Origin of the sequence: Arsenicibacter rosenii, assembly GCF_001870735.1 — a bacterium.
GTDB lineage: Bacteria > Bacteroidota > Bacteroidia > Cytophagales > Spirosomataceae > Arsenicibacter > Arsenicibacter rosenii.
In genome coordinates this window covers 13,553-29,702 of record NZ_MORL01000020.1, presented here as the reverse complement: position 1 = coordinate 29,702, position 16,150 = coordinate 13,553, and the positions used below count along the sequence as shown (strand labels likewise).

10 protein-coding genes are annotated in these 16,150 nt (G+C 54.5%); 1 reads left to right on the top strand and 9 read right to left on the bottom strand.

All coding sequences use genetic code 11. The annotated features are described in order from the left end of the window. Positions 1-223 precede the first annotated feature (223 nt). The 7 genes from BLX24_RS23715 to tsaD all read right to left on the bottom strand — a co-directional run bounded on the left by BLX24_RS23715 (position 224) and on the right by tsaD (position 7,913). Entirely contained in the window at positions 224-1,201 is a 978-nt protein-coding gene (locus BLX24_RS23715; RefSeq protein WP_071505707.1) for a type I phosphomannose isomerase catalytic subunit, read from the bottom strand. Positions 1,202-1,374: 173 nt separating this feature from the next. Then, on the bottom strand, positions 1,375-2,508 hold the full coding sequence (locus tag BLX24_RS23710; protein ID WP_071505706.1) for a cellulase family glycosylhydrolase: 1,134 nt from the start codon (positions 2,506-2,508) through the stop codon (positions 1,375-1,377). A 107-nt stretch (positions 2,509-2,615) separates the two neighbouring features. Then, positions 2,616-3,800, bottom strand: a complete 1,185-nt coding sequence (locus tag BLX24_RS23705; protein WP_071505705.1) for an aldose epimerase family protein — start codon at positions 3,798-3,800, stop codon at positions 2,616-2,618. 102 nt (positions 3,801-3,902) lie between these two features. After that, on the bottom strand, positions 3,903-4,841 hold the full coding sequence (locus tag BLX24_RS23700) for a D-2-hydroxyacid dehydrogenase (RefSeq protein ID WP_071505704.1): 939 nt from the start codon (positions 4,839-4,841) through the stop codon (positions 3,903-3,905). A 13-nt stretch (positions 4,842-4,854) separates the two neighbouring features. Continuing rightward, entirely contained in the window at positions 4,855-5,700 is an 846-nt protein-coding gene (locus BLX24_RS23695; RefSeq protein WP_310590797.1) for a hypothetical protein, read from the bottom strand. Positions 5,701-5,915: 215 nt separating this feature from the next. Next, entirely contained in the window at positions 5,916-6,746 is an 831-nt protein-coding gene (locus BLX24_RS23690; protein ID WP_071505703.1) for an MOSC domain-containing protein, read from the bottom strand. 153 nt (positions 6,747-6,899) lie between these two features. After that, entirely contained in the window at positions 6,900-7,913 is a 1,014-nt protein-coding gene (gene tsaD / locus BLX24_RS23685) for a tRNA (adenosine(37)-N6)-threonylcarbamoyltransferase complex transferase subunit TsaD (protein WP_071505702.1), read from the bottom strand. A 151-nt stretch (positions 7,914-8,064) separates the two neighbouring features. Between tsaD and BLX24_RS23680 the strand changes: the two genes are divergently transcribed. Then, positions 8,065-12,798 carry a translocation/assembly module TamB domain-containing protein gene (locus tag BLX24_RS23680; RefSeq protein WP_071505701.1) on the top strand — a complete coding sequence of 1,578 codons (4,734 nt, stop codon included), beginning with the start codon at positions 8,065-8,067 and terminating at the stop codon, positions 12,796-12,798. 51 nt (positions 12,799-12,849) lie between these two features. Here BLX24_RS23680 and BLX24_RS23675 read toward each other — a convergent pair whose 3' ends face one another. Together BLX24_RS23675 and BLX24_RS23670 are read right to left on the bottom strand one after the other, a co-directional pair. Continuing rightward, on the bottom strand, positions 12,850-13,788 hold the full coding sequence (locus BLX24_RS23675; RefSeq protein WP_071505700.1) for an alpha/beta fold hydrolase: 939 nt from the start codon (positions 13,786-13,788) through the stop codon (positions 12,850-12,852). A 53-nt stretch (positions 13,789-13,841) separates the two neighbouring features. Continuing rightward, on the bottom strand, positions 13,842-16,067 hold the full coding sequence (locus tag BLX24_RS23670) for an efflux RND transporter permease subunit (protein WP_071505699.1): 2,226 nt from the start codon (positions 16,065-16,067) through the stop codon (positions 13,842-13,844). Positions 16,068-16,150 lie beyond the last annotated feature (83 nt).

Genomic DNA, 16,150 nt, shown 5'->3' with positions numbered 1-16,150 from the left:
GTTTTGTTGAAAAAAATCAAAAAAAAATTCTATAAGTACGGATAGCCGATCCAGTGGATAGGGTGCCCGGATTGATGCCGGCATTGGGAAAAGGCGGCAGGGTACGGGTTTTTCTGACAGAATAAGTGGCCCGGCCTCGTCCCCGAAATAAAAAAAGCCAGCCAGTACCATTCGTATAATGGCATTGGCTGGCTTTTGGGCCCCGAACAGGGTGATGATTAGATTAAGGCACGTAGCTTTCCAGCAGCGTCATGTCCCCTTCGGGAATTAAGGTAATCTGTTGCACGTCGGCCGGAATCAGGGCACATTCGCCGGTTTTCAGATTCAGGCTGTACCCTTGCTCAGTCTGGAGCTGAACGCCACCGCCGACACAAACCAGAATCACAAACGAGTTGATATCGGTATAGTCGTGCAGGACCTCCTGATCGAAGTTCAGCACGTTGGTCACGAAATAGTCGCAGGCTACGGCGTTAACGCTTTTATTCTGCACCTTCTCGTACTGCGTTTTGTAGTCACCGTAATAATGGTAGTCAATCGCGTCGACAGCCTGTTCGGTGTGCAGCTCGCGTTTCTGACCTTTATCGTCGGTCCGGTCGAAGTCGTAAATCCGGTAGGTGATGTCAGACGTTTGCTGGATTTCGGCCAGCAGCAGGCCCTTGCCGATGTAATGCACCCGACCCGCAGGCAGGAAAAACACATCGCCTGGTTTGGCCGCTTCGATATTCAGAATGTCCTGAATCGTATTGTCTTCAACGGCTTTAACGTATTCTTCCTTCGTGACTTCCCGATTGAAGCCTGAATTCAGCGTAGCGCCTTCGTCGGCCTGGATGATGTACCACATTTCGGTTTTGCCGAAGCTGTTGTGGCGCTCTTTGGCCAGGGCATCGTTGGGGTGCACCTGAATCGACAGGTCATCGTTCGCGTCGATGAATTTTACCAGCAGCGGAAAGGTGTTGCCGAAGCGTTCGTAAACGTGTCTGCCGACAAGCTGGTCCTGGTAGGTTTCGAGAAGCTCCTGAAGGCTCTTACCGGCCAGTTCGCCGTCTTTCACAATCGACACATTGCCGTCGACTCCCGAAATTTCCCAGGTTTCGCCACAGTTAGGCAGCGGCGCGAAGTCTTTGCCGAGAATCGTGTTGATTTTGTTGCCACCCCAGATTTTGTCCTTGAAGATGGTCTTAAACGTAAGCGGATACAACATAACGTATGGACGTTGAGTACTTGAGTCGCTCAACTAACCGGCAAATTAAACGGATTGTTGACTAATTAAGACGGAAATCCGACCAATAAGGCCAAATTAGACATGATTACGGGGTGAACGGGATGCCTGGTCGCCAAAAACACCCTGTTCACCCCGTAACGATGGTTCAATATTTATTTGCCCATTGCCTGCTTAATGGCAGCTACTTCGGCCGGATCATACGGCGAACCGTCCGGACGCAGAATCTCGTGGTGCCATACCGCTGGTTCGCGGTTCACGTACGGCTTCTGCCAGCTGTCCCATGGCAGGTTGGTCTGTGTTTTACCGGCTACGAAGCCCCAGCAGATCATGCCCACTTTTTCACGTTTGGCGGCAGGCATGTGCGTCTGGAACTTACTGCCCGCACCCCGTGCCATAAACTCCGTACAGATCACGGGGCGGCCCAGTTTTTTCAGGTCCTTGACCGACTTCTCAAACGCAGGCAGCTCCATGTAGTTGTGGAACGTGATGATGTCTGAGTTTTCGAACTGTACTTTTTCCATAGCCGACCATTTTGCCGGATTACCCCAATCGTGGCCAGCCCACAGAATCCAGACGCCCGATGTCAGCGGTTGTGTCGGACCGGCGGCGCGTGCCCAGCGGAACACCTCCGGCAACAAACGGGTTACGATTTCCGGTTTACCTTTCGGTTCCTGCTTCAGGTTTTCGTCGCCGTAGCTGTTGTTGTTGGTGTTGTCCGGCTCGTTCCACAAATCCCACAGCAAGATGCGCTGGTCATTTTTGAACGCACCGATTACCCCTTTCACGTAGGCTTCGAGGCGCGGATACTGCGAGACATCGGTCAGCGCGGCAGCACCGGGGCTTTGCAGCCAGCCTGAGTTATGAATGCCCGGCTGCGGATCGCGCTGCTTGCCCAATTTCGGGAACGGATCCCAGCACGAGTCGAACAAGACCAGCATCGGCCGGATTTTATGTTTCTGGCAAATGGTCAGAAACTGGTCAAGGCGTTTTTTGAAGCCTTCCGGATCCTGCTGCCAAAGCAGGTCGTGCAAAAAGACCCGCAGGGTATTGACGCCCATTGACTCTGCCCAGCCTAACTCCTTGTCGATGGTTTTGGGGTCGAATGTTTCGGCCTGGAACATTTCCAGTTCGTTAATGGCGTTGGCCGGATTGTAGTTCGGGCCGAACAGGAAGGGTTGTCTGGCATACCAGGCATTAGCCTTCTCAGCCGTCCAGCGACCTTGCTGGGCGTAGGTTTGGGATAGAGTCAGGCAGACGAATGCCAGTAAAAGCAATATGCGTTTCATAAAAGGGGAAAGGGTTAAACCACAGAGTACCGCGGAGTTTTCACGGAGTCCCACTGCGTTTTGTCGTTTATACGTGTGATACTCCGTGACACTCCGTGGTTAAGAGATTACTTCACCGTTGAGAACAGGTATACAGAGGTTTGGCGGTACGTCTGACCCGGTTTCAGTATCGTTGTCGGATACGACGGCTTGTTCGGCGAGTCCGGGTAGTGCTGTGTTTCCAGACACAAGGCCTCGCGGTAGTTGAACGGTTTGCCATACTTGCCGGTGTCTTTGCCGGTCATGAAGTTGCCGCCATAGAACTGAATCGCCGGTTCGGTGGTCATCACATCCATTTTAATGCCCGACTGGTCACCGATTACTTCGGCGGCTTTGGTCATACCGTTGCCGGTTTTGTTGAGCACAAAGTTATGATCGTATCCGCCGCCGAATTTCAGCTGCTCATTCTGCTCGCCGATGCGGGCGCCGATGGCCGTTGACTTGCGGAAGTCAAACGGAGTACCGGCAACGGGTGCCGGCTCACCCAGCGGAATCAGCGTTGAGTCAACCGGCGAATAGCGGTCGGCAAAAAGGGTTAGCTGGTGGTTGTTGATCGTGCCGGAGCCTTCGCCGTTGAGGTTGAAGAAGGCGTGGTTGGTCAGGTTAACCGGCGTGTTTTTGTCGGTCGTGGCCGTGTAATCGATTTTCAGGCCGTTATCGTCGGTCAGCGAGTAAACGACTTTTACCGTCAGATTGCCCGGATAGCCTTCTTCGCCGTCTTTCGAGACGTAGCTCAGCTCCAGGGTCTTGTCATCGATCTGTTTGGCATCCCATACCCGGGCATGGAAACCGCCGGGACCGCCGTGCAGGTGGTTGGCGCCGTTGTTGGTTGCCAGCGTGTATTCTTTACCGTCGAGGGTAAAATGACCTTTGGCAATCCGGTTGCCAAACCGGCCGATGATCGGGCCGTAGAATACCTCGGCGGCGTTCTGATAGTCACCAACTTTGTTGAAGCCAATGACCACATCGGTTGGTTTGCCGTTTTTGTCCGGTACCAGCAGCCCGACAATCCGGCCGCCATAGTTCGTGATCGCCACCTGGATGTCTTTGTTTTTCAGGACATACAGGGCTGTTTTTTTACCGTCGATGTCGCTTTCGAAATTCTTCGCATCCGGTAGCTGGGCGGTAGTCATAGCGGTGCTGGTTTGGGTCGAGTCGGTAGCGGCCGTTTCTTCCGTGGTTTTGTTGGACGACTGACAACCGCTCATGTACAGCATTGCCGCCAGTGCAATCGGGAAAACTAGTTTTTGCATTGGGTTTAGTGTTAATCGGATTATGTTTTTCCTCACGCCGCCCGTCCTTAAGCCTTTTCCGGGTCAGGACAGGCGGCGTGTATAAGATGAGAATTTGGTCAATCAATACCCTCGGTCAAAGTCAACAATATTGTCTAACGGCAGTCCTTTTTTATACTTGACAAAATTTCTGAGGAATACCCTTAGTTTGTCCATATCTTCTTCGTCGTAACCGCCGCCGGTGTGCTGGGTCAGGAGTACATTCGGACAGTGCCACAGCGGGCTGTCGGCCGGCAATGGTTCGGTACGGGTAACGTCCAGAACGGCTCCGGCCAGCTGACCGCTTTGCAAGGCGATGAGCAGGGCGTCTTCGTCAATCAGCGACCCGCGTCCGGCGTTGACAATCACCGCCGACGGTTTCAGGAGGGCAAAGCGTGCTTCGTTGAAAACGTTGGCCGTTTCTGTTGTTTCCGGTAATACACTGATCACAACGTCGGTGTAAGGCAGGAGCGCGTCGAGGTCGGCCATGGTTGGGGGCTGGCTGTTCCGCACAAACGTAACCGTGCAGTCGAAACCGTTCAGAATCTGCTGAATGGCCTGGCCGATAGCGCCTGCACCGAGCACCAGCACGTGTTTGCGGTGCAGCAGATGCATCGTTGGGCGCATCGCCCCGCCGACCCACTTTTTCTGCGTCTGAAGCCGCGCCAGTTCGTCGATCCGGCGATACAACGCCATCAGGCCGGCAATGGCTGACTCGGCAACCGGCTGGGCAAAAAAGCCTTTCAGGTTGGTGATGATTACGTCCGGACGCTGCCCGCTCCGGTACAGCGGCAGATAATCGTCGAAGCCGGTTGAATACAGCTGCACCCAGCGCAGCTGCTGACTTTCGGTGAGCCAGTCGGCGGGTGGTTTGCCAAATGCCACGTCGGCTTGCAAAAAAGCCGCTTTTCGCTCCGTTTCGGGCAGATCCTGTCCCCAGATGCAGACATCGTCGGGGCTCAGGGCGTCCGCTACCAGCGCGCGGGCGGCGTCGGGCAGTCGGAAAGTGATGTAAATGTGCATGGTTATGGGCAAATTAAAGGACCAGGGCAGGCAGCCAGAACACAGCGTCGCCCAGCCAGCGATACCGTTCGTGGCGCAGATAATACGCCGGATACCGCTGAATAACGTATAACACGGTACTCATAATAGCCAGCATAATGGCCAGCCGCTGGGCAAACCGCGGACCGCCGCCGGGATCATTGTTGGTAAAGCAAATGATCATGGCCGCAATACCGACAATAAACGTCAGCCAGCGCAAAATCATATCGCTGAACGATGGCCCGAGGGCCGTTGCTATAGAAAAGGACGTTTGGCGTGGCTTCTCCTGTATTTCCATAATGGAAAACAGCAGCAGGTTCTGAAACGCGATGGCGGCAAACATGGCTGCCTCGGTCATGTCGACCCAGCCAATGGCCGGCCGCTGCGTCCAGACGCTACCCCAGACCCCCGCCGAATAGAGCAGAGCAACAAGGGGTTCTTTTAGTAATAAAGCGGGATGGTGGGCCGGTAGTTTAAACACCAGCCCCATATACAGGCCGCAGATCAGAAAAAGCACAGCGCCGAATTTTAAGACCGCCACAGGCAACCAGAAGGTCAGGATAAGGGCCAGTAAGGCGGCCACGCCGACCGCCTGCCAGAGGACCAGCGCATGGTTCCGGTGAAACAAGTGACGGGGCGTGGGCGGGAAGCCGGGCTTACGGACATCCAGCAACCGGTCGACCGTATAAATTACCCAAACGGCCAGGGCCAGTATAATCGGTGTCGCCCAGTGCAGCGAGTCAACACCCGATAGCCGGGCCGCTGCCTTATGCGAAAGCACTGCCCCGAATACGACGGGCAGACTCAGGTAATACGCGTTTTTGAGCAGGGTGTTCAGCAATGTTATAGACGTTTGACTCCTACGGAGTCTGTTTATAGACGTTTGACTCCTACGGAGTCTGTTATAGACGTTTGACTCCTACGGAGTCTGTAAAATTAGTATTATGAACAGGTATTTGATTCCTGTAGCGTCTATAATGTTAGTGTCAGGCACAGCCGTCTGCTGTCTGCAAAGCCCGCAAACAAGACCCCATAGGGGTCAAACGTTTAAAGATCTTATACCAACGCCTCGCCTTTTTCGTGTATCGTCAATTCATCGCCGACGCGGAGGACACCGGTTTGGGTGGCAATGGCGTTCTGACCGAACAGAATCTTGTTGGTCCACTTGCGGTATTGGGTCAGCGTCCGGAGCGGTTCCCTGCCGGTTTCGCCGGTGTTGGGGTCAATGGTTGTCAGCACACAGCGCGCGCAGGGTTTCGGGCCGTAGAACGGAACCTTGCCCAGCTGAAAACGTTTCCAGGTATCTTCGTCGTAGGCGGGTGTTCCGCTTACGATGATGTTGGGCCGGAAGCGGGTCATCGTGACAGGGTCAGCCAGGCGGCTGTTCAGATCATCAAGCGAGCTTTGGCCGATGATCAGATACGGGTACCCGTCGGCAAAACTGACCGCTTCTTCGTTTCGGGCATATTTCGCATCAATGAGCCGGCGTGTTGTTTCGGGCATAAAGACCAGATGGCAGGGCTGCCCCAGCAGCTGGCTGAACCACTCGTCGGCCTCGCGGCTCAGGATCGTAGCCGGCACATCGTGGCTGTCCCAGATGGTGACGTTGATGCTGGCCGACGACGGGGTTTCGGCGGGTTCGGGCGGGAGGTTAAACACATTGTCGGGCGCATGACGGTGCCAGACCTTGATGCTGTTGCCGGTCAGCGCCACATCTACCAGTGCCATCTGATGACACGACCGTTGAGTGATGAAAATCCCGTTTGGCGAGACCAGCATATACCGCCGGTCGTAGCGGAATCCTTTTTCCTCAACAACGGCCTCGGTAACCGAAACGCCCCCGAGCGATTTTACGGGATAAATACGAATGTCCTGGATAGTAGGCATGTGTTTTAAAGAGCGAAAGAGTGAGAAAGCGAAAGAGTGAAAGGGCGTCCGGTCAATAACGAAAATGTGATGTTAACAGACAGACCCGTTTGCCGGCAAACGGGTCTGTCCCCTTCCCCTGATGTCAGGGGGAGGGTCGGGGATGGGGTCAATCTAAAACGCCATTCTTGGCATAGGACTGACGGCCTGGCTGGTAAAATCACCCTGATCGTATTTGAATTTAGCGGCCATGGCAATCATCGCGGCATTGTCGGTACAGTACTCGAAACGGGGGATAAACACCCGCCATCCCTGTTCGTCGCCGAGCGTTTGCAGGGCTGTGCGCAGACCGCTGTTGGCCGACACCCCGCCGGCAATGGCAATGTCGCGGACACGGGTTTCTCGGGCCGCCCGCTTCAGCTTACCCAGCAGCATCTGAACCAGCGTGTGCTGGATACTGGCGCAGATATCGGCCAGATTTTCGTCGATGAAATTGGGATTCGTTTTCAGGTTGTCGCGCAGGAAGTACATAATGGCCGTTTTGATGCCGCTGAACGAAAAGTCCAGCCCCGGCATTTCGGCCATCGGGAACGGAAATGCCAGCGGATTGCCCTGCCGTGCATACTTGTCGATCAGCGGCCCGCCCGGATACGGCAGGTTCAGCAGCTTGGCCGATTTGTCGAACGCCTCGCCTACGGCATCGTCCTGCGTCTGACCGATTATTTCCATGTCGAGCGGACTTTTGACCAGCACCAGCTGCGTATGCCCGCCGCTGACGGTCAGGCACAGAAACGGGAGTTTGGGCGGCGACCAGTTTCCGCTCTGATCATCAATGAAATGAGCCAGCACATGGGCCTGCATGTGGTTTACCTCAATCAGCGGGATGTTCAGCCCGAGCGCCATGGCTTTGGCAAACGAGGTGCCTACTAATAATGACCCTAAAAGACCCGGCCCGCGGGTAAAAGCTATGGCGTTAAGCGCAGATTTCGGTACCTTTGCGTCAGCAAGGGCCCGTTCTACAACCGGTACAATATGTTGTTGGTGGGCCCTGGAGGCCAACTCCGGAACGACTCCTCCGTATTGTTCATGAATCAGTTGCGCAGCAACAACATTCGAGCAGATGTTACCGTTTACTAAAACGGCAGCCGATGTTTCGTCACAAGAAGATTCAATGGCTAAAATTGTCATGACACAAAATTAAGGCTTCTCCTGGAATGTTTATTGCAGCAGGAGGTTGAAAGCATAAATAGCGGCTACAACCGCCGGATTGACTAAACTTTTGCGAAGGTTTTGTTGTCTAAAAGTGAGTAGAAGATACATCATTGTTTAACACCCGAAAATGCGCTCGTTTTTTTCCGTTTTCCTGAAATCGCTGCTCTACCTGACATTGTCAGTTGTATTGCTGTTGGTGACGGTGGCGGTGAGCCTGCAGATTCCGGCGGTGCAGACGGTAGTGGTAAACCGGCTGGCCGATTATGTGTCTGAGAAACTGGATCATCCGATTCATTTCAAACACGTGTATATCCGCTGGTTTGATTCGCTGGTGATGGAAGGGGTAAGCGTGCTGGACCTCAAACGCCGGCCGATGATCACCGTTAACCGGCTGGAGGTCGATTACAATCTGCAGAATCTGATCGACAGCTCGGCGCACAATATCCACATTGATGAAGTGCTGCTCTATCAGCCGGACGTCCGGCTGATTAAAAATCCGAAAACGGGCGATCTCAATATCGACGAGTTTATTGCCAATATCGAAAACCTGCTCGCGGCTGATCCTGATAAACCAAACAGGCCGGACAACAACGTACCGTTTACCATCGGCAAGGCAACGGTCATCGACGGGAAATTTACCTACGACGACCCGCGCGAAAAGCTGATGAACGATCCGAAAAGCTTTGATTATAATCACTTTACGCTGGAAAAGCTAAACGGCAATGTCCGCAACTTTCTGGCGCTCGGCGATACGATTGCGCTTGACGTAACCAAACTCCGGACGGTCGACCGTGACTCGAAGCTGACCGTGCACCGGATGGATACAAAGTTTCTGTATTGCGCCAAAAAAATGGAAATGGCTGAGCTGACCGCACGGATCGGCAACTCGCTGGTGCGCGATCACATTGTTTTCCTCTACGACCATCCGCGTGATTTCGGCGAATACAACGACCGTGTACTGATGCAGGGCAACCTGGAAAACTGCCGCGTGTCGTCGGCGGATCTGGGCTTTTTCTCCGACTATATCCGTGAGTTGCGGGAAACATGGCTGCTTTCAGGCTGGTTCAACGGAACCGTCAAGGATTTCCGCATCAGCCGGACAGACCTGCGCTTCGGTCCCGGCTTCCGCAGCCGCCTGCGGGGCGAACTGGGCTTCAAGGGCCTGCCCGAAACAGAAGGGCTGAAGGTCGATTTCTGGTTTCATCCGTCGCAGGTAAACATGGCCGATATCCGCCAATACTACCCCGAAGAAGGCTTTAATCATACGGTTCAGAAACTCGGCACCGTCGACTTCGATGCGCGGTTTACCGGCTTGTTTGACAATTTCCACACGTCGGGCAATTTCCGCACGGCGCTGGGGAATGTATTCGGCAAACTGGATCTGAAACTGGCGGATGAAACGGTGAAAAAGCCGGTGCAGCAAACTAGTTATTCGGCCGACCTGAAAGCCGAAAACCTGGCACTGGGAGCGCTGATCGACCGGCCGGAACTGTTCCAGACCATCAACGGCCACGGCCGGATTTCGGGACGCGGCCTGTCGGTCGATAAAGCCAATGTGGATGTCGACGGGGTATTTGAGCAGGTTGGCGTACAAGGTTACGACTACCGGAATCTGGTGGTGCGGGGCAACCTGCAAAAGGCATTCTTCAACGGCCACGTCGGCCTGCGCGACCCGAATCTGCAATTTTACCTGGACGGCGAATGCGACCTGAGCGGTTCGGCAACCAATCAGAAAACAAACCGCTATGACCTGCGGGGCGCGGTGCTGCATGCCGACCTGCGGGCACTGGGACTGATGCCGGATTCGCTGGTGGTAAAGACGGAGCTGGACGTACAGATGCAGGGCAATACCCTCGACGAATTTGAAGGCCAGGCGTTCTTCAAAAACGGTCTGCTCAGCCTGAACCGCCGGAATCTGCCGGTTGATACGCTATCGGTCGTGTCGGTGATCCGGCCGTCGGGACGGCATCTGCTCGTAAATTCTGATTTCCTGATTGCGCAGGTAAAAGGCAATTTCCTGCCTAATCAGACTGTCGACGATCTGGCTCGGCTCTGGCATGAATACGAACTCTATTTCATGGGGGATGTGGCTACCCGGCAGACATACTATGCCCGAAAACAGCAGCTGATAAACAAAAAGCCGGTATCGCCTTATCAGATCGATTACTGGTTTCTGGCCAAGCAGGTGCGGCCACTCGTTACCTTCCTGGACCCTTCGGTACAGGTAGCCAACGGCACCCGCATCGAAGGACAGCTGTCGGTCGACAATACAACCCTGTTTACGGCTAATGTACACACCGACTCCGTACGGGTAGGCTCGGTATACCTGGGCGAAAGCGAGGCCGAACTGACCACCTCAAAATTTACGACCGGCCAGGACGTGCTGGCATCGGTGGAGTTTTCGTCGAAGCAGCAGCAGTTCAGTGCTATGGCTCCGACTGAAAAACTGGTTATCGACGCCACCTGGGATGTCGACCATATTGACTTCCGCGGCAATATCCAGCAACAGAACAGCACCAACCGCGCCGACCTGCACGGCGAAATGCGGTTTAAAGGCGACGCTATCGATATGACCTTCCAGCGGGCACAGTTTCACCTGCTCGAAAGCGACTGGAGCCTGAATCCGCAAAGCCTGATCCGGAAAGTGGGCGATGAAATTACGTTCCGGAATGTGTCGGCCCTGAACGGGAACCAGCTGATTTCGGCAGTGGGTAAAATCTCCCGCGACTCATCGCAGATGCTGCAGGTGCGGGCCAATAACTTTTCTCTGGAAACGCTTGATCCGGTGCTCAATACCCGTATTCAGGGAACGCTGAACGGTATGGCCACCATCCGGAACCTGTACGAGACCGCCATTGTCGAAAGCAACGGCAAAATCATTGACCTTAGTTATGATGACTTCCGGATCGGCGACGTAACGAGCGATGTAACCTGGGATCCTGCATCCGAGCGCCTGAACATCGATGCCCGTGTCAACCGCGACGGTGCAGACCTGATGACACTGACCGGCAAGTATGCACCCGATCAGAGAACGGATGCCTTTAGCCTCAAAGCAAAACTGAACAGGGCCGATCTGCGCATCTTTGAGCCGTTTGCCAAAGACATCGCCTCGAATTTCGGCGGGGTGGCCAACGGCACCATTGACATTACCGGAACGCCGAAAGATCCGATCCTGAAGGGCACGGTTGACGTACAGGGGGGTAAACTAACCCTCGATTACCTGAAGGCTGATCTGAGTTTTGACGATAAAATATACTTTGGCCCTGACGAGATCATTGCCCGCCGCATTCTGGTCCGCGATCCGCAGGGCAATACCGCTGTAGTACGGGGTGGGGTCTATCATGACAGTTTCCGCTATTTTCAGGTGCGTTTCGACGCTGATCTGAAAAACTTCCGGATTCTCAATACGACGGCCAAAGACAATGACATGTTCTACGGGGTGGCCTACGCGACGGGTAAAGCCGAACTCTTCGGCCCAATCGATAACCTGACCATCCGGGCGAATGTGACCAGCAATAAGGGTACAAAAATTTACATTCCGTTCGACGGAGCCACCAGCGTGGCCTCGCAGGATGTGATCCGGTTTGTAAACCGTGCCCAGAACCGGCAAGGCATTGCGCCCCCTGTCGCCAGCACAACGAAACCAACGCCTTCGACCACATCGACGGTTGATCTGTCAGGCATCCTGATGGACTTTACCTTCAACATTACGCCGGATGCGTATTGCGAAATCCAGCTGGACCGGCAGACCGGCGATATTATCAAATCATACGGCAACGGCGTGGTTGCCATGCAGATTGACACCAAAGGCGATTTCTCGATGACAGGGGCGTATTCCATCGACCGGGGGGATTACACCTTTACCTTTGAAAACGTCATTAACAAACGGTTTCAGATCCGGCCGAACAGCCGCATTACCTGGACCGGTGATCCATACAAGGCCATGCTGGATGTGACAGCGGTTTATACCCAGTACACGTCGCTGGCACCCGTGCTGAACAGCATTACGAGTCCGTCGACCAGCGGCGATACCCGCTCGGCGGAGAACACCCGCCGGTATCCGGTCGATCTGCTGATTAAACTGAACGGGGATCTGTTGCAGCCCGGTATTACCTACGACATTGATGTGAAGGAGTATCCGGCGTCGGCAGAGTCGCGGCAGGCGGTAACGGCTTTCGAAACCAAGCTGCAAAGCAACGAGCAGGAACTGACGCGGCAGGTGAGCAGTTTGCTCCTGTTTAACCAGCTGATGCCCGAAGGCTCCGGCTTTTTCGACAGCCAGAACAACACGGCCGGGCTATTCAACAGTGTGAGTGAACTCCTCTCGAACCAGATCAGCCGGCTGGCGTCGAATCTGAACGAGAATCTGGACATTGGCGTATCCTTCGGCGGCTTTACCAGCAACGCCCAAAACGATAACCTGATTAACAACCTCCAGCTCCGGTTCTCATACCGTTTCCTGAACGATCGTTTCCGGATCAGCCGCGATGGCGGTTTTACCTACGGTCAGAACCAATACGGCCAGGTGCAGACCAACACGGCGAGTCTGCTGGGCGAATGGACGCTGGAATACTGGATTACGCCCGATGGGCGGATGCGGGCCAAAATGTATAACCGGAACCAGCAAAGCATGATGGCGCAGGGCACCGGTGCCAGCACGATTACAACCGGCGGCGGTATCAGCTTCCTGTATACGCGGACGTTTAACCACCTGTTTGGCAAAGCCCGCAAGCCCGCTCCGGGCGTCCCGACGGTGAATGTGGATACCGTAACGGAAGGGGCGTCTACTACCGAATCCGACGATTTGCCGCCAAGGCCAGCCAGCCGCGCTTCATCGCTGGTGAATCTGAAAGAGAAATAAACCACAACTTTCCGAAGGGTTTAAACCCCCGGAAAGTTGTGAGGAACAACCTCAGGAACCCTTCTCCACCGGTACCGTAGTTTGCTGCTGCACCATGTCTTTCGGCTTGTGCTGAATATGCCACTTACTCAGAATGTCCAGAATAATGTCTGTCATGTACTCCCGTTTGTTGAAGACGATGTCGTGCCGGTTTTCGGGGAGGATGAATTCCTTGACATCTGCATTGACCAGATGCTGACGGGCGAACCGGACGTTGGTCGGATACACCAGATCATCGCGCTGACCGTGGAGCATCGTAATGGATGCCGTGATGTTGGGCCAGTCGGGCAGGATGTCCATCAGGGCTTTCCGGTGCGCCAGTTTCTCGTCGTTAGCAAGCAGCAAAAACGGCGAAACCAGCCAGCGGAGGGGCGGTTTGTCGATCCAGTGGCTGATGCCATAGGTTCGTTCCAGACCCGGACCGAGCGCCGACGAGACAAACACTACATGGTCGATCACGTTCGGGTTATTCATCGCCAGCCGGGCCGACACTGACCCGCCGTATGACGACCCGATCACGACCAGAAACGGCGCTTTTTTATAGCGGTCGATGAGTGGCTGGAGTAGTTCTGCCTGCCGGACAATCGACGTTTCGACCCGCCCGAAATCAGAGTAGCCGTAGCCCGGCCGGTCAACCGACACCAGCTGGGCATGGTTGACGAGGTTGGTATCGGCAAAGAACTTATTGAAGAAAGAGAGCGAGCTGGGCGCACCGTGCACGAAAATAATCGTGGGTTTGGTGGTGTCGGCCGGTGTTTCCATAAACCGGATGGTCCGGTCTCCCACCTGGTAGCGGTGGATCGACGGCTTAATCCGCTGCTGACTGAACTCGTCCATAAGGTCGGCGTCGCTGTCCCGCAACACAATAAAGCGGGAAACGCCGATGCCGGCCACGATCAGAAAAAGAATGGTATATAATGCCCATTTGAGGGCCCGGATAAACGCTTTCATATCAGAAAAACACAATTTCGGGAATTGTGTTCCAGGAAATTGAGGCTTGTGCCCTAACGGCGGTCAAATCGTTCCAGGATCAATGGGAAAATGATTAATTCCCCGTAAAGAGCACCGATAATCGCCACCGTAGTCAGTATGCCCCAATATTGTACCGTTTTGAGGCTGCCGAACATCATAAGCGCAAAACCGGCAAACAACACCGCCGCCGTCTGAACAATGGCCGGACCAATGTGCGTTATGGTTGTCATGCGGGCGCGTTCGGGGCAGTTGTTCTGTTGCCGGCATGTTTTGTAGGTATAGATAAAATGGATGGAGTCGTCGACGCAGAAGCTAAGCACAATGGCCCCGATGCTGGCCGTGGCGGTATCAAGGGTAATGCCGGTCCAGCCCATCAGGCCCATCATCACCAACACCGGAAAAAGATTGGGAATGACGGTGAGGGCAGCCAGCCTGAAATCGCGGATAAATAACCATACCAGCACAAAAATTGTCACAAAGGATAGCAGAAGACTGTTGGCCTGCGAGCTGGTCACGTACTGCACGATGCCGGCATACATGGGCTGATAACCACTGGCGTTAACGGTCGCGTAAGGGCCTATTGTCCGGTTGGCCAGCTGCATGAGGGTGTCCATCTTTCCGGTCAGCATTCGGGCCGACATCATCGCGCCGGAAACGGTAATACGGCCTGTCTGCGTCGAATCGTGGATAAAGGTCCGGGCTAGTGCCGGGTATTGTAGCCTTAACCGGCGGTGTACCTCGTTAACCGCCGACTGACTGCGCAGGTAGCGTACGCCCTTTTGACCGTAGAGTCCTTCAAATCCGCTCTGGTAAAGCGAGAAGAACCCGAAAATCTGCCCGACGCCCGGGATGCGTGCCGCCGAATCGGCAAAGATGCGGGCGGCATTGACCAGTTGTGTGCTCTGAAGCGTATACCCTGCTTTCGGCTCTACCAGCAATTCCAGCGGGATATAGGGCCCCCAGTTTTTCTGCATGGCCACATGGTCGGTGACCACAGGATGATTTGCCGGGAAGTACCCCAGTGTATAGGTGTCGATCCGCAGGCGGCTGATACCCGCACCGAAAACAAGAATCAGGACCGCCGACAGGCTCAAAAAGGCGTTTTTATGCGTACTGACAAAAAAGAGCAACCGGCTCAGCAACTGACCCGTTACGACCGTATGTTCCCGTGCGGGCGGGCTCAGGGGTAGCAAAATGACACCGAGCAGGTAGGTGAAGACAAAACACAGGACAATACCCAGTGCGGCAAAGACGCCGAACGTTTGCAGAATCGCCATGGGGCTGGTCAGTAAGGTCAGGAATCCCGTGGCAGTCGTGCATACCGTAAACAGGCAGGGCCGGAAAACGTGCGTCAGCGCCGCCAGGGCACTTTCCTTCGCCGTTTGCCGGGGTGTGGCCAGCTGATTGCGTTCGTTGATGACATGGATGGCATCCATCACGCCCGGCAACACGATGATGATCGGCAGCAATACCGTCATCAGATTAAGCCGGTATCCCAGCGTACCATACAGGCCGAGCGTCAGATACGTTGAGCACGTGATGATACCTACTGCGTACAGTATCAGGACCGGACGTTTGTAAATCCAGCGGAAAAGCGCCAGCATAAACAGGTAGCCAACGCCCAGAAAAAAACCGAAATCCTGCTGCGAAAGTGTATTAAGACCGGTGTAGATGATCCCGATGCCACCAACGTGCCACTGTTCGCTGCCGATATACCGGCGGGCTGTCTGCTGTATACCGGTCAGAATCCGGCCACGCCGGGTATCGAAATCAGGAATTTTTTTCAGCACAATCAGGAGACGCGCCGTGGTGTAGTCTTCGTTAAAGAGTTGTTGCCGCAGGGTAGGCCGGTAGCGTAAACGGGCCGTCAGCGTGGCTGCGGATGTGGTGTCGGTCAGCAGGGGTTCGCTATCGATACCCAGTGCGCCCTTTACCGGAATCTGCATATTTCCGGGGCCGATCACCTGGTCAACGTCCGGTAAGGTTTCAAGGGCACTGGTCAGGCGTATAAGCGTATGCAGGTGGGCCGGGGTGAGCAACGATTCCGGTGCCGTAACCGTCGCAATCACAACTTCATCGTTGCCGAAGCGTTCCTGAAACTGCTGGTAGCGGACCAGGGCCGGATCGTCCTGCTGAAACCAGACGGTAAGGCTGTTGTCTACCTGTACCGCCGACCGGATGCCCGGCCAGAGCCATACACAACACACCAGGGTGAGGAGCAATAAATAATACCGTAAGTGATATAAATGGTGAATCATGCATTAAAAGTAAGCATAAATCGTCCCCGTTTAGCGCCCATAAGTAACGATTTGTGTATAATATTAACCTTAAGATAGTTTGA